Genomic DNA, 23,185 nt, shown 5'->3' on the forward strand with positions numbered 1-23,185 from the left:
GGCGTGGTCCCCGGCGGGGGCGGGGTGGAGCGGCACGGCCGTGTCAGTATCCAGGGGCGGTCCTGCGGCCACCGTGGCGGGCCGCTCGGCCGGGGCCTGGCGGAGCCGGCGGGCCAGCGCGGCGGTCAGCAGGGCGAGCGCCAGGGCGACGGCGCAGGCGGTGCCGGTGGCCCGGGTGTAGTCGTCGAAGTCCAGCCCGGCGAAGCCGGGTTCTGCGCCGAGGACGGCCGCGAACAGGCCGCCGATCACGGTCACGCTGCCGGCGTGCGCGACCTGGGTCGCGGTCAGCAGCACCCCGCTCGCGGCGCCGCTGTCGGCGACCGGTATGCCGTCGAGCACCACGGTGATCAGCGGGGAGGCCACCAGGCCCTGGCCGAGCCCGGCGAGCGCCAACGGCACCGGCAGCCAGAGCAGTTGGGACTCCTCCGGCACCCGGAGCACGACGCCGACCACCCCGGCGAGGCTGACGGCCATCAGCAGCGCGCCGCCGACCGGCAGCCGGTGGCCAAACCTGGCGTGCGGGACCCGGCTGCCGGCGCTGGCGAGCGCGAAGCCCACGGCCAGCGGCGCGAAGACCAGACCCGAGACCAGCGGGCTGCGCTCGAGGCCGTTCTGCACGTGGTAGGCGAGCAGCGTGAAGAAGCCCATGTTGCCGCCGTAGAAGGCGAGCAGCGTGCACAGGCCGCGCGCCATCCGGCGCTCGGCGAGCAGCCTGGGCGGCAACAGCGGTGCGAGACCGCGTCGTTGGAGGCGTCGTTCCAGGGCGAGGAAGGCGGCGAGCACCAGCAGGCCGCCGGTCATGGGGAGGAGGAGCCAGCCTGACCAGTGGCCGCCCTCGGCAGAGGCCGGCGGCAGCAGCAGGGCGTAGAGCGCGGTGGCGAGCAGCACGGCGCCTGCGAGGTCGAGCCGCTGGCGCGGTCCCCGGCTCTCCACGACGGTGCGTCGGGAGGTGGCCAGGACCAGCAGGCCGACCGGCAGGTTGACCAGGAACAGGGCGCGCCAGCCGAGGCCGCCCGGGTCCCAGGCCAGCAGGGCGCCGCCGCCGAGCGGGCCGGCGATCCAGGCCAGGCCCATGGTGGCGCCGTAGGCCCCGACCGCGCGGGCCCGCTCGGGCCCGGCGAAGCTGGCCTGCACGAGGGCGAGCACCTGCGGCAGCATCAGGGCGGCCGACAGACCCTGGAGGGTGCGGGCGGCGAGCAGGGCGCTGGCGTCGGGGGCGAGCGCACACGCGGCGGAGAGCAGCGTGAACGCGGCGCCGCCGAGCTGGAACACCCGTTTGCGGCCGTGGAGATCGCCGAGCCGGCCGCCGGTCACCAGGCCGGCGGCGTAGGCGGCGGTGTAGCCGGCGACAACGAACTGCGCCTGGCCGTAGGTGGCACCGAGTTCGTCCTGGATGGCGGGCAGGGCGAGCAGGACGATGCTGGAGTCGAGGTGGCCGATGAAGGTGGCGAGCAGGATCGAGGCGAGGGCGACGGAGCGGCGTCGCGGAGTGCTTTCTCCCGGTCTTGGCATCAGCACATTCATCCACGGAGGCTGCCTGACCGGCCAAGTCCGGTTTCTTACCAGGTGATCGCGGACGCTTCTCACGGCGGGCGCGCCGCGTAGAATTCCGTCATGGAGCTGCGGCAGTTGCGGTACTTCGTCGCGGTCGCGGAGGAGCTTCATTACGGCCGCGCCGCGCGGCGGCTGAGCATCGCGCAGCCGGGGCTCAGCCAGCAGATCAAGGTGTTGGAGCGGCGGCTCGGCGCCGAGCTGTTCGCGCGGGACCGGCGCGGGGTGGCGTTGACGGGGGCCGGGCGGGCGTTGTTGCCGCTGGCGCGTGACCTGTTGACGAGGGCGGGCGCCGCGCAGGCGCTGGTGCGGTCCTATGGGGCGGGCGAGACCGGCGAGTTGCGGATCGGTCTGACGCGTTCGGCGGCCCAGGGGGTGACGGCGCGGCTCGTGGACGGGTTCCGGGAGGAGTGTCCCGGCGTCGAGATGCAACTCTCCAGCGGCTACACGGCGTTACACGAACGGCTGTTACGGCTCGGATCGTTGGACGTGGCGTTCGTGCGGCCACCGATCGACCTCGCCGGCGATCTGGCCTGTCGCGAGGTCGCGGTGGAACCGCTGGTGGCGGCGGTCCCGGTGGACCACCCGCTGGCCCGCCGGCGTCGGATCCGCCGCGCCGACCTGGCCGGCGAGCCCCTGGTGTGGTGGCCGCGCGAGCACGGCCCTGGCATGTGGGATCGGATGCTTGATCAGGTCTTCGGCCCGGGGGTCAGGCCGCCGGTGGCGCGCTGGGAGCCTGAGGAGGAGCGGCTGCTCCACGCGGTGGCCCTCGGCGCCGGCGTCACGGTCGTGGTCGAGGGCCGGGCCAGTCGGCTGCGGGTGCCCGGGGTGGCAATCAGGAGGTTCGCCGAGCCCGTGCCGACGTTGCCGCTCGGACTCGCCTGGCGTCGGGACAGTGAGCTTCCGGCGCTTCGGCGCTTCCTGCGGCACACCGAGGAGGTGGTCAGGTCCGGGGCGCGTTGAGATTGCGGAAGTTGCGGACAACGGGGCTGGTCTCACCGCGCCGCCAGGCGAGGTGCAGGGCGATGCTGTGGGACTGCGGCGTCAGCGGCCGGAACACGACGTCGGAGCGGCGCAGCGAGGCCATCGCACCGGGCACGATGGAGACCCCGATGTCGGCCGCGACCAGCCCGATGATGGTGTGCATGTGCACGGCTTCCTGGGTGACCTGCGGCTCGTAGCCGGCCGACCGGGTGAGGTGCATGATCTGGTCGTGCAGGGACGGTCCGAGCCGTCTGGGGAAGAGCACGAACGCGTCCTCGGCGAGGCTGGCGATCGGCAGCGGGTCCCGGTACGCCTGGGGGTGGCGGCGGGAGAGCGCGGCGACCAGCCGGTCACGGGAGATCTCCTGGGCGGCCAGCTCCGGATGGCCCACGCCGCCATCCGGACCGTGCAGGATGCCGATGTCCAGGCGGCCCGCGAGGAGTTCAACGATCTGCTGGCTGCTCGCCATCTCCCGGAGTTGTAACTTGACGCCTGGATAGCCCTGCCTGAATCGCCGCAGCAACCGTGGCAACAGTTCGTGGGAGGCGGAGCCCACGAAGCCGAGCGAGAGCTGGCCGACCTCCCCCCTCCCGGTCTGCCGGGCGATGCGCTTGGCGCGCTCGGCGTGGTGCAGCACTCGACGTGCCTCGGCGACGAAACCCTTGCCGGCCGAGGTGATGTGGACTTCCCTGGTGGTGCGCTCGAACAGCAGTACCCCGAGCTCGTCCTCGAGCTTCCGAACCTGCTGGCTGAGCCGGGGCTGCTGCAGCCCGAGTCTTGAAGCGGCTCTTGCGAAGTGCAGCTCCTCGGCGAGGAGCACGATGTAGCGCAGCTGGTCGAGATTCATAGCAATATTTGATCAGTTATTACTCTCCCATGGAACTATGAGCCTGTGAAGCATGCCATCCCGCAGCCTTGCTGCTATGCGACGTGCTTCCGCAACCACGGCCCTGTCCCTGCTCGTTGCGTCCGTGATCGGCTTGGCGACCGCGAACCCCGCGGCGGCGCACCACGGATGGGAGGAGTACGACACGACCGCGGCCTACTACGTGTCGGGGACGGTCAGCGAAATCCGGTGGGGCAACCCCCACCCCGAGGTGACGATCGAGCTGGAGACCCCGGTCTCGGTGCCGGCCGACTGGGCCGAACTCGACATCCCTCCGGAGCTCGAGGAGATCGAGGGCCGCGAGGTACTCGATGCCACCCGGCCCTACGAGGGCGAGGCGGAGCGGCTGACGATGGACCTGGCGCCGATCGAGCGGCTCTCGGCCTGGGGGCTCGACGGCGAGGTGACCGAGGGCGAACGGATTGAGGCGGTCGGCTACCTGGGCCGCGACGACGACGCCCACATCAGGCCCGAGCTCATCGTGCTGGAGACCGGCCAGGTGGTGCGCCAGCGTTCGGTGCCGCTGCCGGCGATGCCCGAGGCCGCCCCGGCGGACGACGCCGAGGACGGGGCGGGCGCCGAGGACCGGCCGGCGGACGGGACCGACGGCGCGGACGGGTCCGATGGCGCCGACAGTGCTGACAGCGCCGACGCCGCCGAGGAGAGCGCGGCCGAGGACGACGGCTCCTCGTCGGCGGTCATCTGGGCGCTGCTCGCGGTGGGCGTGCTCGTGGTGGTCGGCGGCGGCGTCTACGTCGTGCGGCGCGGCAACCGGGACTGAGCATGGACGAGTTCTACGACTGGCTGGAGCGGACGGAGCTCGGCGAGGCCGTCCGCACGACCCCCTGGGTGTACTCGTCGCTCGAGACGGTGCACCTGGTCGGCATCGCGGTGCTCGTCGGACCGGCCATCGCCTTCGACCTGCGGCTGCTCGGGGTCGGGCGCCGGCTGCTGCCGGTGACCTCGGCCGCCAGACACCTACTGCCGCTGGCCCGCTGCGGCTTCCTGATCGCCGCCTTCTCCGGGGTGGTGATGTTCGTCTCCGGCGCGGCGGCGGTGGGCAACAGCGCGGCGGCGCCCTGGAAGTTGGGGCTCCTGCTGGTGGCCGGGGTGAACATCGCCGCCTTTCACGGGGGCGTCTACCGCTCGGTTGACCGGTGGGACGTCGGCGCGGTGGCCCCGGCCGCCGCGCGCGCGGCCGGCGTGATCTCGACCCTGGTCTGGGTGGGAGTGATCGCCAGCGGGAGGTTGCTCGCGTACACGTGACACCGTTCGATATTCAGTGGCCCGTCTCAGGACGGGCCATTTTTTTCGCGTTTTCCGGAGCATTTTCCTCCGCTTTTCGCGCCGTCCCATTCGGATGTATCCAAGAGCAACATCCACAGATGAAGAATCCGTGAACATTTGCGATTGTGCTCGCCCGCGCAATAATGCGGCGCCAAACATAACCATCCCCACATTGCGGCGCTCCCGTTAAGACGACTACTTTCGAAACCGCCGAAAGATGTCTTGTGCACCACAACCGACCAGGGGGATGTGACGTGCTCATAACCACGGCAGACCGGCTTGAGCTCATGCTCGACGCCCGCGCCGAGGCGACCCGCTTTCGAACCGAGAATCCACCCTCCGCTTTCCACGAGCACAAGCTCGAAAAGGTTTGGGAAAGGGCGTCGGCCACGGCGGCCTACGCCCCGCTCGCACCCTTCACGATGGCCGCCTTCCAGAGCCACCCCATCACCCGCAAGGACGACCTCAAGGCCAGGCCACTCGACTACTGCATCGTGGAGCCGGCGGAGGCCGATAAGTACTATGAGACGACGGGCACCACGGGCCGCCCCACGCCCACCCCGCGGCTCGCCGAGGACGCCATCCGCAACGCCGTCTCAGTCGCCGAGGCCTGGCGCCCGCTGCTCGGCGAGCGGGACCGGGTGCTGGTGATGCTGCCCTCCGACGTCGTCCCGGTCGGCGACCTAGTCGTTCACGTGTGCGAATATCTGGGCGTGGTGCACACCCGCGCCTACCCCTTCGCGACCGGAATCTGCGACTGGGACCGGCTCACCCAGATCTGGGAGACGTTGCGCCCGACCGTGCTCTACGTGGCCCCCGGAGTCGCCCAGCAGCTGACCAGGCTGCTCAAGCGCCGGGACCAACTGGCCACCCACCGCGCCTCGGTCGAGAAGATCATGCTGCTCGGCGAGGTCAACACCGCGCCGTTCCGCGCCCGGCTCGGCGCCTGGTGGCAGGCGGAGGTCTACGACGCCAGCTACGGCAGCACGGAGACCGGAACGCTGGCGACGTCCTGCAACGCGGGGCGGCAACACCTCCTGCTGGCCGCCAACTACTTCGAGCTCGCCACCGCCGACGGCGTGCGGCCGCTGCGCGCCGGCGAACGCGGCCGCCTGGTGGTCACCCCGCTCAACCTGCACGCCAGGCCGCTGCTGCGTCTCGACACCGGGGACGAGGTCACCGTGAGCGACGACTGCGGGTGCGGCGCCGCCGCCCCCTCCGTCACCGTGCACGGCCGCAGCAGCGACGCGCTGGTGTTGGCGGGCGCGAAGGTCACGGTCCGCGAGGTCGAGGAGATCGTCTACGGCGAGACCGCGGCCACCGGCTATCTCATGGAGGTCGACCCCGAGGGCCGGCCGGTGCGGCTGCTGCTCGAGCGCGACAGCGACTGGGACCGCGGCGCCGAGGGCGAGCTGGCCGACGCCGTGCAGGCCGCCTCCCGCAGCAGCCTGCGGGTGACCTGGGGCGACGTGCGCTTCGTCAACGCGCTGCCCGTCAACACCAAGAGCGGCGCCTCCCAGAAGAGCTGGAAGCGCACCAACCTCCGTGTGGTGGAGGCCGGTTCATGACCACCACCGCCTCGCCGGCCGGCGTCGCCACCGGCCAGCCCGACCTGTGGTGCACCTACGCCGCCATCCGCACCCTGGGCTGGCTGCGGCGCCCCGACGGCGTGCCGCACCCCGAGCGGACCGCCCGCTACCTGGCCACCCGCCGCAACGCGGACGGCGGCTACGCGTGGAGCCGCGGCATGGCCTCGGACGCCTGGGCCACCTACTACTGCACCCAGGGGCTCATCGACCTGGCGCGCCTCGGCGTCGCCGAGCACCCCCCGGCCGGCCTCGACCGCACCGCCGCCTGGCTGCGCGACACCTGGTCAGGCGACGCCTTCGCCATGATGCCGGGACAACTCCCCGACGCCTGGGCCACCTTCTTCTCCACCCGCACCACCCTCGAGGTCTGCCGCGAGCCGGTGCCCGACCCCGACCGGCTGCTCGGCTGGCTCGGCGCGCTCCAGACCGCGGACGGCGGGCTCGGTTGGACCCCCGAGCACGCCGTCGCCGGGGTCGCCGACGTCCGCGCCTGCTTCTACGGAGTGCTCGCCTGGCGGGTGCTGGCCAGAACGGGCCTCACCACACCCCCCTGGGACGTGGACCGGCTGTCGGCCTGGCTGCGCGCGCAGCAGACGCCGCAGGGCGGGTTCCGCTTCTCGCCGGCCGCCGAGGTGCCCTGCATGTGGGCGACCTACCGGGCCACCGCCGCGCTCGACGCCCTCGGCGGCTCGCCCGCTGACCCGGCCGCCTGCGTCGCCTGGATCGAGCGGCAGCGCGGCGCCACCGGCGCGTTCGTCCGCTGGGAGGGCTACCCGGTCGAGGACGTGTGGGCCTCCTTCTGCGCCATCGGCTCGCTGCACGCGATGGGCGCGTCCACCGCCGAGCACGCCGAGGCGGTGACCGCCCGGATGCGTCGGCTCGCCTGCGAGCAGGGCGGGTTCACCTACCGCGAGCCGGCGCTCGCGGCCGACGCGCTCGCCACCTCGGCCACTTTGCTCATCGCGGACCCGGACGCCCCCGCCACCACCCCGGGCCCCGACGAGTTGCGCGACTGGCTCGCCGGCTGCCTGCTGCCCAACGAGGGCGGCGTGATGTACATGCCGGCGCGCGGCAGCGAGGTCCGCTGCACCCTGTGGGCGCTCTCGGCCGGCGCCCTCCGGGACGACCCGGGCGCGCGCAAGCGGGTCGCCGACTGGCTGGGCGAACTCCAGAACCCCGACGGCGGCTTCGGCTACTGGGAGGGCCGCGGCTCCGACGTGGTCTCCACCGTGTCGGCCGCCGAGGTCCAGTCGCTGCTGCGCCCCGACCACGCCGACGTGCTCGACGCGGACCGCCTGGTCGGCTTCCTCGACGCCTGCCGCACGACCCCGGACGCCGGGGAGCCGGACGCCGAGCCGGCCGCCAACGTGCCTGGCGGCCCGCCGACCCTGCGCGCCACCCTCCAGGTGCTGCGCGCCCGCCAGGCCGTGGGCCGGCCACGCCCCGCCGCGGTGCGCGCCGCCCTCGACCGGCACCGGGTGGCCGGCGGCGGCTACGCCAACGAGGGCCGCCGGATCCCCGACCTGCTGAGCACCTACGAGGCCGTGCTCACCGCCGACCGGCACGGAGTGGCGCTCGACACCGACCATCTGCGCCGGTTCGTCGACCGCGTCGTCCACGACGACGGCACCGCCTGGACCCCGCTGGCGCCGCCGGATGGCGACGACCTGCTGGCGGCTTGCGTCGGCACGCTGCTGGCCAGGCGCGTCCGGGGCGAGCTCGCGGAGCTGCCCGCCCTCACCCTCTCCTGAAGGACCCTCGTGCCCACCATCACCATCACCAGCCCCGAGCTGCCCGCGCGCCGACGCCGCGCCGTCGCCGTCCGGCTCACCCGCTGGCTCACCGGACGCGGCGTCACCGCCACGCACGCCGTGGTCCGCTTCGTCACGGAGGAGCCCGGCAGCCTCTACGCCGGCGCCTTCCCGGTGGAGGCGCTGCCGGCGCCGGCCGCCGGGGCAGGCGGTGCGGAGCCGCTGCACCACGCCTCGGTGGTCTGCCAGATCGGCGTCGACCGGGACGCCGGGTTCCGCGACGAGCTCGCCGCAGAGATCGCCGCCGCGCTCGGCGTCGGCCCCGGCACCGCCTTCTTCTACCTCGACCTCCAGCCCACCGCCCGGGGCCACGTCTACGTGGCCGACCACGGCGCGCTGCGCCGCGTCGACACCCTGGGCGACCTGCCCGCACCCGCCACCGAGGGCGCACTTCCGCGACGTGAGGAGACCCCCGCATGACCGCCCCCACCACCGTGCCCGACGAGAGGCAGATCCGGGACGGCGTCCGCGAGGCGCTCGCCGTGCCACTCGGCGACGCGCTGGCCGGCGTCGCGGACGACGCCGAGCTGACCACCGCGCTCGGCGAGCGATACGACAGCCTCACCGCCATGGAGTGCGTCACGGCCGTGGAGACCAGGTTCGGCGTCGAGGTCGACTTCGTGGCCGACGACGTCCGGCACTGGTTCTCCAGCATCAGCCGGATGGCGCGGTTCGTCCGCGAGCGCCTGGAGGACGGCGCGGTACTCGACGGCGGGGCGTGATGGCCTCGCCGAGAGTCGAAGGCGACCGGGACGCCACCGGGGACGACGCCGGGCCGTTCCGGCGAGGCCACGCCGAGGAGGCCGAGTTCACCACCTCGGGACACACCGGCGACCCCGTGGCCTGGCGCCGCACGCACGCCCAGCTGCGCGCCGAGGCGACGCTGGTGGCCGACGCCGCGGTCGGCCCCGCCGGATCCCTCGACCACATCGTCAACTTCGCCCCGATCCACCACCTCTACGGCCACCTCTTCGGGGAGGTGCTGCCCCGCCTGTGGGACGTCGAGGTCCACCAGGCGTGGCGGGACGAGGTGACAGCGGTGCCGCCGCTGCGCGGCGCCGCCCGCACCCTGCTGGTCTGCCTGCCTTCCAGCTGGCCGCTGCTGCGGCGGCTGGTCCCGGCGCTGCGCCGGCTGCCGTCGGTGGTCGCGCTGCACAGCTCGGCCGCGCCCACCGAGGCCGCGGGCGAGGTGGTGCGGGCGCTGGACGGCACGGGCTTCCGGGCCGTCAGTCTGCTGGGCTCCACGGAGACCGGCGCCGTGGCACACAGGCCCGTCGCCCCGACCGGCGTCGAGCCGGGGCCCTGGCGGCTGCTGCCGGATGTCACGCTGCTCCCCGACCCGTGCCCGGACGCCGGGGGCGAGGGCGCCCACCGGCTGCGCGTGGCGAGCCCGCGCCTCGGGCGCAGGGCCGACATGGCGGCGCCGCCCGCGAGCTGGCGTCTCGCGGACGTCGTCCGACCGCTCGGGCCACGGGAGTTCGACTACCTGGGTCGGACCTCGCGGCTGGTGAAGGCCAACGGGCGACGGGTCTGGCTCGACCAGGTGGAGGCGGCCGTGCGCGCCGCGCTCCCCGGGGTCGAGGCGGTCTGCCTGCCGGTGTCCGACCCGGTCAGAGGGGAGCACTACGAGGTGTGCCTGGCCGCCGGGTCCGTGCCGGCCGGCACGGGCGCCCGGGAGGTCCGGGCGGCCATCGGGGCGGCGCTGCCCGGGGCGCCTGGGCCGAGAGCGGTACACACCGTGCCAGAACTCCCGCGTACCACCACCGGGAAGATCCGGATCCCCGCCCTGCGGGACCTGCTCGATCACGTTCGCCGGGAAGCGGACGCGGCGGCCGGCGAGGCCCTCGCCCGCGCCTGACAGCGATCGGCTGACCGACACCCGACCAGTGCCGGAGAAGAGAGGACGCATGTCAACCACCCGCCTGCTGATCCCGACCCGTGCGGCTCAGCAGCCCGACTGGGCCCCCCACCTGGGGGAACTGGACACCGTGCTCGGCGAGCTGACCGAGCGGCCCCCGCTGGTGACGGCCGGAACGGCCACCGCGCTGCGGGACGAACTGGCCTTCGTGGCGCGGGGCACCGCCTTCGTGATCCAGGCCGGCGAGTGCGCCGAGCTGTTCGCGGACAGCGCCCCGGACCGGGTGCGCGCCAAGGCGGCGATGCTGCACGGCCTCGCCGACGTGTTCGAGTCGTTGACCAAGCTGCCCGTGGTGCGGATCGGCCGGTTCGCCGGCCAGTTCGCCAAGCCACGGTCCAATCCGTGGGAGACGTTGCCGGACGGCACCGTGCTCCCGGTCTACCGCGGCGACGCGGTGAACTCGGTCGAGGCGACCGAGGCGGCCCGCCGCCCCGACCCACGGCGGCTGCTGCGGGCCTACGACTCCGCGGCGGGTGCGCTCGCCGAGCTGGCGGGCCCTGCCGACCCCCAGGACGGCGGGGACGTGCGGGCGGCGCTCGCGCCCACCTATGTCAGCCATGAGGCGCTGCTGCTCGAGTACGAGCACGCGCTGACCCGTCCCGACGAGGCCGGCGGGCGGTACGCGTCCTCGGCGCACTTCCTGTGGATCGGCGAGCGGACCAGGCAACTCGACCACGCACACGTGGAGTTGGCCGCCTCCATCAGCAACCCGATCGGGGTGAAGCTGGGGCCGGACGCCACGCCGGAGGACGTGGCCGCGCTGCTCGACCGGCTGAACCCGGAGGACCGGCCAGGACGCCTGACCTTCGTGGTGCGGATGGGCGCCGCCAAGCTGCCGAAGCGACTGCCGGCGCTGCTGTCCGCGCTCGGCCCGCGGGCGGCGCGCGCCACCTGGATCACCGACCCGATGCACGGCAACACCCGGCAGACGGCGGCCGGTCAGAAGACGCGGGTGCTCGACGACGTGCTGGCCGAGGTGGCGGGCTTCTTCGCCGCGATGAGCGCGCACGGGCTGCCGCCCGGCGGCCTGCACCTGGAGACCGCGCCGGACGACGTCACGGAGTGCGTCCGGTACGAGGGACAGTTGCACTCCCCGCTCCCGCTCCCCCGCTACGAGACGGCCTGCGATCCGCGGCTCAACCCGGAGCAGGCGGAGCAGGTGGTCCGGCTGGCGGCCGAGCTGACCACGCGGCCGGCCACCCCGTCCCACACCAGCCATGAATGACCCGCGGTCCACGAAGGAGAAAGAGCCGCAGATGCGCATCGCACGTAGCCGGGAGGACCGGGCGCCGAGCCCCAGCCGACGGTCCCTGTTGGGAGCCTCCGCCGGCCTGGGGGCCGTGCTCGGGGTGGCCTCGCCGCTGGGTCTCAGCCAGTCCTGGGCCGCCCCGTCCCCGACCGGGGAGCGGGCCAGCGCCGCCGCCGCCGACGACGACGGCCGGGACTCCGGTCCCCTGTTGCCGGTGCCGCTGGTGGACGAGGTGGCGAGGATGGGCCCGCACGGCTGTGAGGGCATGGTCTTCGACGCCGCGGGGCGGCTCTTCATGTCCAACACGCAGGGCACCGAGATCCTGCTGATCGGCATGGACGGCGCGGTGAGCGAGTGGACGCGCGCCGTCCGGGCACCGAACGGGCACAAGGTGCTGGCGGACGGCACCCATCTGGTGGCGCAGATGGGTCCGCCGGGGGCCCTGGTCTGGCTGGACGCGGACGGCACGGTGCTGCGGGTGATCGACCGCGACGACCGGGGGCGGGCGCTGCGGGCCGCCAACGACGTGGCGGTGGACCCGCGGACCGGGGGCGCCTACGTCACCGACCCCGGCCCGTTCGCCGGCGGCCTGCCCGGGCGGCTCTACTACCTGCCCCATCCGCGCGCGGAGTTGATAACGGTGGTGGACGAGGAGGGCGAGGGGGACGTGGGGGTGCTCGACTACCCCAACGGCCTGGCACTGACCCCGGACAGGCGGGCGCTGCTGGTCTCGGAGAGCGGGCGGAACCGGATCATCAGGTTCGCGCTCCCCGAGCCGGGGCGCCCGATGGATCCGAGGGTCTTCGCCCGGCTGCCGTCCCAGCCCAACACCTGGACCAGCGGCGAGGCGCAGCCCGACGGGCTGGCGTTCGACACCGAGGGCCGGCTGTTCGTGGCCCACTTCGGCACGGGTCTCGTGCGGGTGCGCGACCGGTACGGGCGGGATCTCGGCTCGTTGGACTCGCGGACGCCGTGCATCACCAACTTCGCGTTCGGCGGGCCCGACATGGACCAGCTGTTCGTGACCGCGCACCTGGGCACCTCGCTCAGCGATCCAGGGCCCGCGGTGGTCATGCGGATGAGGCTGCCGGGCATCGAGGGGCTGCGGCTGCTGCCCTGAGCCGGGCGCGGGGCCGCTCCCACGGCGGGAGCGGCCCCGCGTCTCAGCCGCGCGAGGCCGGGCTCGGCAGGACCGAGCGGATGTCATCGACGATCCGCCCGACCAGCGGTTCAGGATCGTCGAGGAAGTAGAAGTGGCCGCCGGGGAAGGAGCGCACGCCGAGGAAGTCGGTGGTGTGCCGGGCCCAGTGCAGGGCGTCCCGCTCGTCGGCCACCGGGTCCTTCTCCCCGCAGAAGGCGGACAGCGGCCGCCGGAGAACGGGCGCGGGCGAGCCGGCCGGCTCCCAGGTCTCCGCGGCCTCGAGGTCGGCGCTGACCAGGGGCCGCACCCGCTCCCAGAGCAGCGGATCACGCAGGACGCGGTCCGGCAGCCCGCCCAGGTCCATCAGCGCCGTGCGCAGCCCGTCGGGCGAGAGGCCGTAGAGCGGCGGGTTGGAGCGGGTGATCGAGAAGAACGGGCCCGGATGGCCCGAGACGCCGACCCAGACGGGCGGCGGGCCGCCCCGGCGCTGCGTCTCGAGCGCCGCCGCGAAGGCCACGAGACCGCCCATGCTGTGCCCGAACAGCGCGTAGGGGCCGTGCTCCTCGGCGGCGAGCCGGTCGGCGAGCGCGTCGCTGATCACGGTCAGCCGGCGCTCGGCGGGGTGCGTGGCGGCCTTGGGCCGGCCGGGCGCGACCACCAGCCGGATCTCCCAGTCGTCCGGGAAGTGCGGCAGCCACGGCCGGAAGGTGCTGTGCGAGCCGCCCGCGTGGTGCATCAGGTAAAGGGTGAGTTTCGGCTCTGATGCGGGCTGGTGACGAAGCACCGACAATATCGAGCCGGTCATGCGCGTGACCCCATCTCGTATTCTTTCGGTAGCCTCATGGTCATCCCTCTCCCTGCGCCACGGTATGGTTCTCGATCTCCGGTCGGCCACCTCATGATGCCATCGAGGGGCCGCTCGTTTTCTGGTTTCTCGATGCGCACTCAGGGGCACCCGGCTACTCCTTTGGAGGCAGTGCCGGTTGACCTTTATGTGGAATCGCCAGAGGTCCGCCGACCATGCTTGTATGAGTCGTCATCGACCGCGCCGGGCGTTCCACCCGGAGGATTCAGAGGTGCATAATGCGACTCAACGTCCTCGGCCCACTCGAAGTGATAGGCAGTGCCGCGACGTGTCGGGTACGCGGGTTCAAGCTGGCCAAGGTGACCGGGCTGCTCGCGCTCCGGGCCAATCACTTCGTCTCGATAGAGACCATGAGCGAGGAGTTGTGGTCGGGATCTCCGCCGCGCAACGAGGCGACGACGATCAGGACGCACGTCTACAACCTGCGGCGGGTGCTGAGTTCCTCGGGGACCGGTCCTTCGTCGGGCGTGGCGCTGCACACCAGGCCCATGGGCTACCAGCTGTCGATCCCCGAGGAACTGCTCGATGTGAGCCGGTTCGACCTGTTGGCCCGCGAGGGGCGCGCGCTGTTCGACGCCGGGCGTTACGCGGAATCCGCCGAACGGTTGCGGGCGGCCCTCGCGGTGTGGCGGGGCAACGCGTTGGAGGGAATTCCGGTGGGCCCGGTGCTCTCCGGTCATCTGGCGCATCTCGGGGAGAAGCGGGCCCGAATACTGGAGTTGCGCATCGAGGCGGACATGCGCAGCGGCCGACACCGAGATCTCGTTCCCGAGCTCTACGAGTTGGTCGCCACCGACCCGCTCAACGAATGGCTCCAGGCACAGCTCATGGAGGTGCTGCACCGTTCTGGGCGCCGTGGCGAGGCATTGCGGAGTTTCCACGACGCCCGCAGGTGCCTCGACGAACAGCTCGGGATAGAGCCGTCCGACGACCTGCACCAGACATACCTGCAGATCCTTTCCTCCGGCTATCAGAGGTAGGAGGACTCGGGGGTGATGAGGGCGGCTTCCCGCGCGGTGCGCACGGCCTCCATGCGGGAGGACGCCCCCAGCTTCTCGAAGACGTTGCGCAGGTGCCTCTTGACGGTGCCCTCGGTGATCGAGAGGCGGCTGGCGATCTGCCGGTTGCTCAGCGCGTCGGCGACCAGCGTGAGCACCTCGAGTTCCCTGGGGGAGAGCACGATGGACTGCTCGGCGCCGCCGCCGACGGTGAAGCCGCCGGGCACCGCGATGGTGACGCCCTGGCCCTCGTGGGCGCTGCGGATCGTGGTGACCAGGTACTTCCTGCTGACGTGTTTGGAGAGGTAGCTGGCGACGCCGGCGTCGATGAGCCGGCGCACCAGGTCGGCCCGGTCGTGGACGGTCAGCACGATCACCTTGGGCCGGGGCGACACCCGGTGCAGGCGGGCCACGGTGTCCAGCGGGTCGTGCTGCGGCATGCCGAGGTCGAGCAGCACGATGTCGGGCTGGGTGGCACCGGTGACGGCGACCACCTCCTCGCCGGTGCCCGCCACCCCGCAGACGGCGAAGTCCTCCTCCACCAAAAGGGTTTCGCAGAGCGTTTCGCGCAGCAGTGCGTGGTCGTCGGCGACCACGATACGGATGGGGTCAGACGAGGTCATGGGGTCCGTCCGTGAGGGGCACGAGGAAGGCGATTCGTGTTCCGTTCATCGGCACGCTGGTGATGGTGAAGGATCCACCGAGGGCCCTGATCCGCTCCTTCATGGAGATCAGGCCGCTGCCGGTACGCGGACCAATGGTGGCGGAACTCGACGCGAATCCGCGGCCGTCGTCCTGGACGACGGCGCACACCCGGCTCGCCGAGAGTTGGAGCATGACGAGCGCCTGCCCGGCGCCGGAGTGCGTGAAGATGTTCCGCAGACACTCCCGCAGCACGAGGAACACCTCACCGCGGACGTCCGATGGCACGTCCGTCTCGTCGCCGTCGACGAAGATGGTGACGTCGGTCAGATCGAGCCCGTAAGCGTCCACATAGGACCGCAGCTCGCGGTCGATGTTGGACACCGGAGTCTGCAGGCGTAGACCCGAGGAAAGCCTTCTGACGCCCTCGAAAAGGGCGCCCAGTATCGAGTGCAGATCCTCGATATGGCGTCGGGAAAAACTTTCTTTCGATTCCGTTGCCAGATTGTGGAGTTCAAGTTTCCTCAGTGCTAGACTGATATTACTGCCGAACCAGTCGTGTAGTTCGCGCGCGGCACGCTTGCGATCGGCGGCGCGAAGTTCCTCAAGGCCTTTCACTAACGCCTTCTCGTACCAGACCGAGGATATTCGACCGCGTTCGAGGACGCTTCTGTTGATTGCCGTGAGCGCGAGTTGGGTTCTTCCGGCCGGCAGTAGTCGGCCGGCGCCGAAACCCGTGAGCCCGGACAGGAAGACGTCGAACATCTCGCCCCAGGCGAGCGTCAGTTTGTCGAGCGAAATGCCGGACAGCGCCGTGGAGACCCCCAACAGAGAGGCCAGCGCGACCTTGTCCTCGTTGACGACGACCCGGCCGACCTTCAGGCTCCGCAGACAGTCGTCGAACACGTAACCGAACTGCCTTCGCCACTCGGCGCGCAGGTCCCGGCGTTCCAGCAGGGCGTATGCCAGCCGCTCCTCATAGTGGGCGTAGAGGTGGTCGATCATCGACGAATCGGTGAGGCTTCCGCCACCATTCACCGGTGCTTCGCCCACCACACACCCCGCGGTGGACGCCTCTCGTTCACGTTCCGGTTGACTCAGAATCTGACTCTCCCCCGTAGGTTGAACTGATTGGTCGGATCAGAACGACGGTTGAGATGGGCCACTTTCATAATATCTTCACAGGCACCGGCCAACAATACTGTTGTCGGTCCCCAGTGCCGCCGGAAGGTCAAATTACAGTAATGCAACCCGAGATGACGTTGACCTTGAGTGTGCAAACGAGCCGGGTCGGGGGCAAAGGCACCATCACGGGCGCGCTATTCGTCGTGCCGGCACACGCCCGCTCACAACACGCGAAACCGGCCGCCGCGGTGGCGGCGGCGGCCGGTGCGTCGCGGATGGACCGTCAACCGCGCTGTGGACCGCCGGTCGGGGGCATCTCCAGCTTTACGGCCCCGAGCTGGGCCAGCAGGAAGAGGTCCTGGCGGCAGGCCCAGTGCTCGACGACCTTGCCGGCCTCGACGCGGTAGATGTGGATGTGCTCGACGTCGACCTTGTTGCCGGTCGCCTCGACGCCGAGGAAGTTGCCGACGTGGGTGCCGGTGAACCGCAGCCGGAGCACCGCCTTGTCACCCTCGGCGAAGCTGTCGAGGTGCTCCCAGTTGGCGTCGGCGAAGACGCTGTTCATCCAACGCGCCGTGCCCAGGTAGCCGGCCGGGCCGCCGGGGGTCCCGGGAGGGGCCTCGTAGTCGACGAACTCCGGGGCCACGAGACGGTGGGCGACCTCCTCGTCGAGGTCGTTGAAGATCTTCCCCATCTGGTGGGCGATCTCGAGCACGCTTTCCGACATGCCGTGGAACCTGCCTTCCCTGGATAGTTGTCAAACACGTCCCGGCCGGGCGGCCGGAAGTCAGTTGCCGAGGCCGAGGCCGCCGCCCACCGGCAGGATCGCGCCGGTGACGTACGAGGACTCCTCGCTGACGAGGAACCGCACCGCGTGCGCGACCTCCTCGGGGGTCCCCACCCGGTGCAGCGCGGTCTGGCTCAGCAGGTGCTCGCGCCGGACCGGGGTGACGTCCCTGGACATGTCGGTCTCGATCAGCCCAGGCGTCACCACGTTCACGGTGATCTTGCGGCGCCCCACCTCGCGGGCGAGCGAGCGCGCGAAGCCGATCAACGCGGCCTTGGAGGCGGCGTAGTTGGTCTGTCCCGGCGCGCCGGTCAGGCCGCTGGTGGAGGACATGAACACCATCCGCCCCCAGCGGGCCTTGATCATGCCCGGCGCGACCTCGCGGGCGACGTTCACCGCGCCCATCAGGTTGGTCTCGATGACCGAGCGGAAGTTCTCGTCCGCCATCCCGACCAGCAGCTTGTCGTAGGTGATGCCGGCGTTGGAGACCAGCACCTGGATGGGGCCGTGCTGCACCCTGGCCTCGGCGACCGCCCGCCGCACCGACTCGCGGTCGGTGACGTCGCAGCGGACCCCGAACAGACCCTCGGGCGGGTCGCCGGTGCGGTGGGTGACGGCCACCTTGTCCCCCTGGTCGGCCAGCACCCTGGCGATGGCCAGGCCGATACCCCGGTTGCCACCGGTGACGAGCACCGAACGGCTCATGGTCAGACCCCCTTCTCGACTGTCTCGGCGAGCCGGGCGACAGCCTCGGCCGTGTCGGTGAAGTGCAGCGCGCGCCAGCCGGCGGCCTCGGCACCGGCGCAGTTGTGCGCCAGGTCGTCGACGAGCAGGCACCGCTCGGGCGGCACCCCGGCCCGCTCGGCCGCCAGCGCGAACATCCCGGGCGACGGCTTGCGGTGCCCGACCTCGAAGGAGAGCAGCACGTCGTCGAAGAGCTCGGCCGGGTCGACCATCCGCCGCCAGTGGGCGTCCCAGGTCGGCACCATGTTGGAGAGCATCCCGACGAACGCGCCGCGTTCGCGGGCCGCGCGCAGCGCGTCGGCCCAGGCGTGGTTGGTCTCCCGCCCGTCGAACCAGATGTCGGCCAGGGTGGTCAGCCGCAGCGTGATCCCGTGGTCGGCGGCCAGCACCTCGCCGATCTCCGCCAGCCACTTCGCCTCGGTGACCAGCGGGGTGTCGATCGGCAGCATCACGTCCTCGGTGCCGTAGCGGGCCGTGACCTTGCCGAGCGCCTCGTTCAGGATCTCGGGCCTGACTCCGACCCGGGCGCAGAACACGGCCATGGTGCGCGAGAGGGGCGGGGTGAGTACGCCGCCGAAGTCGGTCCACACCGCGATCCGCTCCGTGCCGAGCCGGTCCACGCCGTTCACGCCGCCGGCACCGCCGGCACCGCCGGCACCGCTGACACCGCTGACACCGCTGACACCGCTGACACCGCTGACACCGCTCACAGGAGGCTTCCCATCGTCATCGTGACCGAGGCGATCTCGGCGCCGTTCTGGTGGAAGGTGATCGGAAGGGTGACGCGCCCCTCCTCGTCCGGCGGCCCCGGGCGGGGGGTCGAGAGCCGAACCGTGTCGTCCAGTTCCGCGAAGCGCGCGAAGCGCGCGACGATGCCGACGGTGTGGGTGGTGCGCGGCGCGCCGAGGCTCAGCAGGGCCAGCTGCCTGGCGCCCTCGACCAGGGTCATCGCCGGCAGGTGGTCGTAGACGTGGTCGAACAGCGACCGGTTGCGGAAGCTGGGCGTGAACTCCGCGCTGGTGCCGGCCTCGTCGACGACCTCGCCGGCCAGCACCACGTTCAGGGGATGCACCCGCCCGACGCGCTCCGGTGCCACCCGCCGCGGGTCGTCGCCGGGGCGCGCGTCCTCGTAGTCGGAGGTCAGCGGGGCCGGCGTGCCGCGCTGGGCGCGGCGCAGGGCGTCGTTCTCCCGGTGCCGCAGGAAGAGCACGTCCATCACATGCTCGCCGATCGGCTCGCCGCCCACCAGGTAGCGCTGGGCCACCCGGCCCTTGCGGTAGCGGCCGGCCTTGTTGGGCTCGCCGATGTACTCGGTGTCGATCAGCACGCTGCCCGGCCGTGGACCGATCACCAGCGCCTTCAGGTCGGCGAGGGCGAAGGTGAAGCGGTCCACGATCATCGTGGTGTCGTGGTCGAACCGCATGTGGGCGTGGGTGCCGGCGATAGCCGCCTGGCGGCCGGCCTCGAGCAGCAGCAGCGCGTCGTGCGTCGCGGGCGACTGCAGGTGGTCGTTGTAGTAGGCGTGGACGAGGGGCAGTTGAACGGCCGTGCGCACCGTGCGCTCGGCCGTCGGTCTGACGTCGGTGACGAACACCTCGGAGACCGCGGCCTTGTGGACCAGCGTGCGGCCCAGGGTGCGTTCGTGGCGTGGCTCGGAGGAATCTGGGTCCGGTTCCGGGTCCCCATGCGTGGTCATTACCCGTCCCTCGATTTCTCGGAATGGTCGCCTAGGAAATGGTCGCCTACGAGTCTCACGGAATGCCGTCAAGCAGAGATACAGCGGGCATAAAAGCCGTCGTCAATGGCTGTTTACGGCGGCCTTGGTAGTCGGGGCGTGCGACGTGTCGAGTGACTCGAAACCGGACCACACCCGGTGCGCTGCGGGAAATCCCATGGCCACCAGGGCATTGGTCAGCATGCCGTGCGCCATGAAGTACGTGGTTTCACCGCAGTCGGCTCTCAGCACGATGTGTGAGTCGTCCCACAACTCCAGCCACCGCTCCCGGATCGCCTCGCCGAGCCGCAGGTCACCGCCCGCTTCCGCGGTGGCGACCGAGATGTAGATCTGGAGTTGCATGAGCAGTTTCTCGGGGTCGGCGATGAGCCTCCGGTACGCCTCGGCCATGGCCCGGTGGCGTTCTTCCGCCGGGGCCGAAGCGGCCGCTTCGAGCAATGTGGTGCGAATCTCGCTCAGGCAGCGGGTGACCGCCTCCAGAAAGAGCGCCTGTTTGGTGGGAAAGAGCCGGAACAGATAGGGCTGTGATACTCCGACACGCCTGGCTATCACGACGGTCGTGGTGCCGTGATATCCGCCCCTGGAGAACTCGGTGATCGCCGCCCTGATGACGCATTCGCGTCTTTCTCTGGCGGTCATTCTCGGCATGCGGCCTCCTCCTTTGCCCCTCTTCCTTCGGCCGGTTCGCGGCCCCGGGCGGGCGCGGGGTCAGAACCCGGCGCGCCGGAGCCAGAAGGTGTCGGCGGTGCCGACGCCGCCCATCAGCACGTCGACCTGGCCGCTGACGGCGTAGGAACCGCTGGGGGTCTCGGCGATGGTGGTCGGCGAAGGGAAGGCCCAGGGGTCGGTGCGGTCGGTGACGTGGGCGGTGCGCCAACCGTCGCGCGAGGCGAGGACGGTGACGGCGGTGTCGCCGCGCGGCATGCCGAGTCCCGCGCCGAGCTCGTTCTGGACGGCGAGCAGCGTGCCGTCGGAGCGCAGCGTGATGCCGTCGACGCCGACCAGGGACTGCGGGACCTCGACCCGGGTCACCCGGGGCCGGCCGCGCAGGGTCACCCGGAACATCTCGCCGGTGTCGTAGCGGGTGGTGAGCAGATAGCCGTCCGGGTGCCAGGCGATGCCGTTGAGGCCGATGAACTCGGCGGCGAAGCGCTCGTCGGTCACCAGGTCGCTGACCCGGCCTCTGGTGTCGATCTGCTGGATGGTGGCGGAGACCGAGTCGCTGACGTAGATGGTGCCGGTGCGGGTGTCGTAGGCGAGGTCGTTGGCGAAGGTGTTCTCGCGGCCCTGCCCGGTGTCGACCCTCCGCAGCAGCTGGCCGGTGGTGAGGTCGATGATGGCGACGCCCGAGGTGGGCGGCTGCTCGACGGGCAGCATCCGCCTGACCCAGTAGTCGGTGTAGCTGACGATGATCCGGTTCCTGCGGGTGTCGACCTTGATGCCGAGGGTGGAGACCAGGCCGATGCTGGGGGTGAGCTCGGTCACCTGGCCGTCGGCGGTGACGACGGAGACGTTGCCCTGCCGGGACGAGGTGACCAGGAAGGCGTCCCGGGTCGGGTCCCAGGCCACGCCCTCGGGGTACAGCTCGGGCGAGACGGAGGTGATGGACTCGGGCAGCTCGTCGGCCGGGCAGTGGTGCCCGTGGCCGTGCCGGTCAGCGCCCTGGTGGCCGGCGGCGGTGGCCGGCACCTGGACGGCGGTCAGCAGCAGCCCGGCGGCGCCGATGGCGAGCACGGCGCGGTGGGTGCGGCGGTTTCCGGGAGTGGTCATGGCGTGGAGCTCCTCTTGGCGAAGTCGTGGTGGCTCGCGCACCGCCGCCCGACGGGCTGGCAGGCTCGGGGAACCTGCGTCGGGTCCTCGGGGTGACACGCGTCGACTGGGGAGCGCCCGGTGGGGCCCACGCCCGGGGGGCGCCGCTGGCGGCGACCCCCCGGACGCGCGGGGGCGGAATAGTGGTACCTGGGGACCGGCCGCGGCTCAGCGCGACTCGGTGACGGTGAGGCCCTGCTCCGGCAGGCCCCGCTCGGCCGCCGAGCCCTCCGCCGGCGGCCTGGCCTCGGCGGCCCCGCCGTGGCGGATGAAGAGGCCGAGGACGGCGCCCACCGCGACCACGGCGACGCCGAACCACAGGGCGGGCTCGAGGCCGGCGACGAAGGCCTCACCGGCCTCCTCGGGGCCCGCGATGGGGTGGCTGTCGAAGCCGTGGGTGAAGACGGTGGTGAGCACGGCGATGCCGAGGGCGCCGCCGAACTCGCGGACGGTGTTGTTCACGCCGGACGCCTTGTTGTGCTCGGTGTCGCGCACCGAGCCGATGACGGTGGCCGGGTTGGCCGCGAAGACCATGCCCATGCCGACGCCGGCCAGGATCATCGGGGCGATCATCGCGCCGTAGGCCAGGTCCGGTTCGGCGACGAGCGCGATCCAGGCGAGCGCCACGGCCTGGAGGCCCGAGCCGATCGCCTGCAGGATCCCGCCGCCGAACCGGTCCACCAGCGCGCTCACGATGGGCACCGCCACCATGGGCGCCGCTGTCCAGGGGAGGGTCCGCAGGCCGGCCTCGAGCGGGCCGTAGCCCATGGGTCCCTGGAGGAACTGGGCGAGGAAGAAGATGGAGCCGAAGACGCCGAAGTACATGGTGAAGGCGACGGCGTTGCTGAGCATGAAGGCCGGGATCCGGTACATGCGCAGCGGGATCAGCGGCTCCCTGGCGCGCCGTTCGTAGACGATGTAGGCGGTCAGCAGCACCGCGGCGGCGACCAGCGCGACGACCGCGTTGGTCTCGCCCCAGCCGTGGTCGGCCGCCTGCACGATGCCCCAGACGGCGACGACGACGGCGCCGACGATCAGGATCAGGCTGGTGACGTTGAGGCTGCGATCGTCGCCCCGGCTCTCCCTGATGGCCCACATAGCGAGCGGGAAGGCGATCAGGCCGACCGGCACGTTGATCCAGAAGATCCAGCTCCAGTCGAGGCCCTCGGTCACCAGGCCGCCGGCCAGGGGGCCGACGGCGATGCCGATGCCGTTGACGGCACCCCAGACGCCGACCGCCATGTTGCGCTGCTCCCGGCTGACCGCGGCCACCGCAAGCGTCAGCGAGACCGGCAGGATGAGACCGGCGCCGGCGCCCTGGAGCACCCGGGCGGCGACCAGCCACCCCACGGAATCGGCCATCGCGCAGAAGGCGGAGGCGACCGTGAAGGAGCCGATGCCCCACAGGAAGACGCGACGCCGTCCGATGCGGTCGCCGAGCACGGCTCCGGCCAGCAGGGCGCCGGAGAACGGCAGCGTGTAGCCGTTGACCACCCACTGGAGCTCGGCCTGGGTGGTGTCGAAGTCCCCGGCGATGGTGGACAGGGCGGTGGTGACGACCAGGTTGTCCAGGGACCCCATGAACATGGGGAGCGAGGCCGCAAGGAGTGCCCACAGCACCCCAGGGCTCTTGCTTGTCATTCCTGTCTCCCGTTTCTTTCTCTGAGCTGGGGGACTTTTCTGAGCTAGGTGACTTTCCTGCGGAGGCCCTGAGGAAGAGAAACGACGGCGTCTCCTTCGCCCGGCGAAAATCGCGGAAACCGCGCACAGGAAGAATGTCAGGACGGCCAAGCGGCGTGCGTTTCCCGACGCTTGGTTGAGCTCCCCGCGCGACTCCGTCGAGGCGCGCACGGGCGTGCATGCCGGCGTCCGGATGACCCGCACACGGACCGGTGCCGTGGCGTCCGTCACCCTCAACGAGCTACACTCTACACTATCGATACCGCCACTATCACCTACTTGGGCGGGACTCCCACCCAAGAACGCACCAAGAGTCTCCCGGCACACGAGAGCCCCTGACGGGCCCGTCGGACGTGACGGAGGGTCAGGGGCCGGGACGGCGGG

23 protein-coding genes are annotated in these 23,185 nt (G+C 71.6%); 11 read left to right on the plus strand and 12 right to left on the minus strand.

From position 1 onward, the window contains the following. The coding region (locus E1265_RS09345) for an MFS transporter (RefSeq protein WP_165953708.1) at positions 1-1,524 on the minus strand (1,524 nt) is incomplete at its 3' end. A gap of 90 nt (positions 1,525-1,614) precedes the next feature. On the opposite strand from E1265_RS09345, the gene E1265_RS09350 reads away from it, so the two are divergent. Beyond that, complete coding sequence (locus tag E1265_RS09350; RefSeq protein WP_243740638.1) at positions 1,615-2,514, plus strand: LysR substrate-binding domain-containing protein; 900 nt, start codon at positions 1,615-1,617, stop codon at positions 2,512-2,514. Here the strand turns inward: E1265_RS09350 and E1265_RS09355 are convergent. Beyond that, entirely contained in the window at positions 2,495-3,382 is an 888-nt protein-coding gene (locus E1265_RS09355) for a LysR family transcriptional regulator (protein WP_132929784.1), read from the minus strand. The genes E1265_RS09350 and E1265_RS09355 overlap by 20 nt on opposite strands. 76 nt (positions 3,383-3,458) lie before the next feature. Between E1265_RS09355 and E1265_RS09360 the strand changes: the two genes are divergently transcribed. From E1265_RS09360 to E1265_RS09400, 9 genes are all read left to right on the plus strand, one after another. Beyond that, entirely contained in the window at positions 3,459-4,202 is a 744-nt protein-coding gene (locus tag E1265_RS09360) for a DUF6152 family protein (RefSeq protein WP_132929785.1), read from the plus strand. 2 nt (positions 4,203-4,204) lie between these two features. Beyond that, entirely contained in the window at positions 4,205-4,687 is a 483-nt protein-coding gene (locus E1265_RS09365) for a DUF6644 family protein (RefSeq protein ID WP_132929786.1), read from the plus strand. A gap of 275 nt (positions 4,688-4,962) precedes the next feature. Continuing rightward, positions 4,963-6,276: an AMP-binding protein gene (locus tag E1265_RS09370; protein WP_207931019.1), complete on the plus strand. Its 1,314-nt coding sequence runs from the start codon at positions 4,963-4,965 to the stop codon at positions 6,274-6,276. Then, the gene (locus tag E1265_RS09375; protein ID WP_132929787.1) at positions 6,273-8,048 is read left to right on the plus strand and encodes a prenyltransferase/squalene oxidase repeat-containing protein; all 1,776 of its coding nucleotides are present in this window, start codon (positions 6,273-6,275) and stop codon (positions 8,046-8,048) included. The genes E1265_RS09370 and E1265_RS09375 overlap by 4 nt, the downstream gene beginning before the upstream one ends. A gap of 9 nt (positions 8,049-8,057) precedes the next feature. Further along, positions 8,058-8,528, plus strand: coding sequence for a hypothetical protein (locus tag E1265_RS09380; protein ID WP_207931020.1), 471 nt, complete (start codon positions 8,058-8,060; stop codon positions 8,526-8,528). Next, positions 8,525-8,830 carry a phosphopantetheine-binding protein gene (locus E1265_RS09385; RefSeq protein WP_132929788.1) on the plus strand — a complete coding sequence of 102 codons (306 nt, stop codon included), beginning with the start codon at positions 8,525-8,527 and terminating at the stop codon, positions 8,828-8,830. Before E1265_RS09380 ends, E1265_RS09385 begins: the two co-directional genes overlap by 4 nt. Continuing rightward, complete coding sequence (locus tag E1265_RS09390) at positions 8,830-9,966, plus strand: AMP-binding protein (protein ID WP_132929789.1); 1,137 nt, start codon at positions 8,830-8,832, stop codon at positions 9,964-9,966. The genes E1265_RS09385 and E1265_RS09390 overlap by 1 nt, the downstream gene beginning before the upstream one ends. Before the next feature lie 49 nt (positions 9,967-10,015). After that, a complete protein-coding gene (locus E1265_RS09395) occupies positions 10,016-11,251 on the plus strand; it encodes a 3-deoxy-7-phosphoheptulonate synthase (RefSeq protein WP_132929790.1) in 1,236 nt (411 codons plus the stop codon). Positions 11,252-11,282: 31 nt separating this feature from the next. After that, on the plus strand, positions 11,283-12,395 hold the full coding sequence (locus E1265_RS09400) for an SMP-30/gluconolactonase/LRE family protein (RefSeq protein WP_165953709.1): 1,113 nt from the start codon (positions 11,283-11,285) through the stop codon (positions 12,393-12,395). Positions 12,396-12,438: 43 nt separating this feature from the next. Here the strand turns inward: E1265_RS09400 and E1265_RS09405 are convergent, their stop codons facing one another. Beyond that, positions 12,439-13,152 carry an alpha/beta fold hydrolase gene (locus E1265_RS09405; RefSeq protein ID WP_165953710.1) on the minus strand — a complete coding sequence of 238 codons (714 nt, stop codon included), beginning with the start codon at positions 13,150-13,152 and terminating at the stop codon, positions 12,439-12,441. Between the two features lie 347 nt (positions 13,153-13,499). Here E1265_RS09405 and E1265_RS09410 point away from each other — a divergent pair, with 347 nt between their 5' ends. Then, on the plus strand, positions 13,500-14,261 hold the full coding sequence (locus tag E1265_RS09410; protein ID WP_132929793.1) for an AfsR/SARP family transcriptional regulator: 762 nt from the start codon (positions 13,500-13,502) through the stop codon (positions 14,259-14,261). On the opposite strand, the gene E1265_RS09415 is transcribed toward E1265_RS09410, so the two are convergent. The 9 genes from E1265_RS09415 to E1265_RS09455 all read right to left on the minus strand — a co-directional run bounded on the left by E1265_RS09415 (position 14,252) and on the right by E1265_RS09455 (position 22,762). Further along, positions 14,252-14,902, minus strand: coding sequence for a response regulator transcription factor (locus E1265_RS09415; protein ID WP_132929794.1), 651 nt, complete (start codon positions 14,900-14,902; stop codon positions 14,252-14,254). The two genes, E1265_RS09410 and E1265_RS09415, sit on opposite strands and share 10 nt — an antisense overlap. Further along, positions 14,889-15,977, minus strand: coding sequence for an ATP-binding protein (locus tag E1265_RS09420; protein WP_132929795.1), 1,089 nt, complete (start codon positions 15,975-15,977; stop codon positions 14,889-14,891). The genes E1265_RS09415 and E1265_RS09420 overlap by 14 nt, the downstream gene beginning before the upstream one ends. Positions 15,978-16,329: 352 nt before the next feature. Beyond that, positions 16,330-16,773 (minus strand): ester cyclase, encoded by a 444-nt coding sequence (locus E1265_RS09425; protein ID WP_132929796.1) that lies wholly within the window; start codon positions 16,771-16,773, stop codon positions 16,330-16,332. 60 nt (positions 16,774-16,833) lie between these two features. Then, positions 16,834-17,538 carry a 3-oxoacyl-ACP reductase FabG gene (gene fabG / locus E1265_RS09430; RefSeq protein ID WP_132929797.1) on the minus strand — a complete coding sequence of 235 codons (705 nt, stop codon included), beginning with the start codon at positions 17,536-17,538 and terminating at the stop codon, positions 16,834-16,836. Positions 17,539-17,540: 2 nt separating this feature from the next. Continuing rightward, a complete protein-coding gene (locus tag E1265_RS09435) occupies positions 17,541-18,287 on the minus strand; it encodes an HAD family phosphatase (protein ID WP_243740639.1) in 747 nt (248 codons plus the stop codon). After that, the gene (locus tag E1265_RS09440) at positions 18,284-19,273 is read right to left on the minus strand and encodes an AfsA-related hotdog domain-containing protein (RefSeq protein WP_132929798.1); all 990 of its coding nucleotides are present in this window, start codon (positions 19,271-19,273) and stop codon (positions 18,284-18,286) included. Before E1265_RS09440 ends, E1265_RS09435 begins: the two co-directional genes overlap by 4 nt. 102 nt (positions 19,274-19,375) lie before the next feature. Beyond that, complete coding sequence (locus E1265_RS09445; protein WP_132929799.1) at positions 19,376-19,960, minus strand: TetR/AcrR family transcriptional regulator; 585 nt, start codon at positions 19,958-19,960, stop codon at positions 19,376-19,378. Between the two features lie 60 nt (positions 19,961-20,020). After that, a complete protein-coding gene (locus E1265_RS09450) occupies positions 20,021-21,082 on the minus strand; it encodes an SMP-30/gluconolactonase/LRE family protein (RefSeq protein ID WP_132929800.1) in 1,062 nt (353 codons plus the stop codon). A 207-nt stretch (positions 21,083-21,289) separates the two neighbouring features. Beyond that, positions 21,290-22,762 carry an MFS transporter gene (locus E1265_RS09455; RefSeq protein ID WP_132929801.1) on the minus strand — a complete coding sequence of 491 codons (1,473 nt, stop codon included), beginning with the start codon at positions 22,760-22,762 and terminating at the stop codon, positions 21,290-21,292. Positions 22,763-23,185: the final 423 nt, after the last annotated feature.

It is taken from the genome of Streptomyces sp. 8K308, from assembly GCF_004348315.1.
In the GTDB taxonomy this organism is placed as follows: domain Bacteria; phylum Actinomycetota; class Actinomycetes; order Streptomycetales; family Streptomycetaceae; genus Streptomyces.

Coding starts and splice junctions, on each gene's coding strand:
- E1265_RS09350 (WP_243740638.1), top strand. CDS start 1,615: ATGGAGCTGCGGCAGTTGCGGTACTTCGTCGCGGTCGCGGAGGAGCTT.
- E1265_RS09355 (WP_132929784.1), bottom strand. CDS start 3,382: ATGAATCTCGACCAGCTGCGCTACATCGTGCTCCTCGCCGAGGAGCTG.
- E1265_RS09360 (WP_132929785.1), top strand. CDS start 3,459: ATGCGACGTGCTTCCGCAACCACGGCCCTGTCCCTGCTCGTTGCGTCC.
- E1265_RS09365 (WP_132929786.1), top strand. CDS start 4,205: ATGGACGAGTTCTACGACTGGCTGGAGCGGACGGAGCTCGGCGAGGCC.
- E1265_RS09375 (WP_132929787.1), top strand. CDS start 6,273: ATGACCACCACCGCCTCGCCGGCCGGCGTCGCCACCGGCCAGCCCGAC.
- E1265_RS09385 (WP_132929788.1), top strand. CDS start 8,525: ATGACCGCCCCCACCACCGTGCCCGACGAGAGGCAGATCCGGGACGGC.
- E1265_RS09390 (WP_132929789.1), top strand. CDS start 8,830: ATGGCCTCGCCGAGAGTCGAAGGCGACCGGGACGCCACCGGGGACGAC.
- E1265_RS09395 (WP_132929790.1), top strand. CDS start 10,016: ATGTCAACCACCCGCCTGCTGATCCCGACCCGTGCGGCTCAGCAGCCC.
- E1265_RS09400 (WP_165953709.1), top strand. CDS start 11,283: ATGCGCATCGCACGTAGCCGGGAGGACCGGGCGCCGAGCCCCAGCCGA.
- E1265_RS09405 (WP_165953710.1), bottom strand. CDS start 13,152: ATGCACCACGCGGGCGGCTCGCACAGCACCTTCCGGCCGTGGCTGCCG.
- E1265_RS09410 (WP_132929793.1), top strand. CDS start 13,500: ATGCGACTCAACGTCCTCGGCCCACTCGAAGTGATAGGCAGTGCCGCG.
- E1265_RS09415 (WP_132929794.1), bottom strand. CDS start 14,902: ATGACCTCGTCTGACCCCATCCGTATCGTGGTCGCCGACGACCACGCA.
- E1265_RS09425 (WP_132929796.1), bottom strand. CDS start 16,773: ATGTCGGAAAGCGTGCTCGAGATCGCCCACCAGATGGGGAAGATCTTC.
- fabG (WP_132929797.1), bottom strand. CDS start 17,538: ATGAGCCGTTCGGTGCTCGTCACCGGTGGCAACCGGGGTATCGGCCTG.
- E1265_RS09440 (WP_132929798.1), bottom strand. CDS start 19,273: ATGACCACGCATGGGGACCCGGAACCGGACCCAGATTCCTCCGAGCCA.
- E1265_RS09445 (WP_132929799.1), bottom strand. CDS start 19,960: ATGCCGAGAATGACCGCCAGAGAAAGACGCGAATGCGTCATCAGGGCG.
- E1265_RS09450 (WP_132929800.1), bottom strand. CDS start 21,082: ATGACCACTCCCGGAAACCGCCGCACCCACCGCGCCGTGCTCGCCATC.
- E1265_RS09455 (WP_132929801.1), bottom strand. CDS start 22,762: ATGACAAGCAAGAGCCCTGGGGTGCTGTGGGCACTCCTTGCGGCCTCG.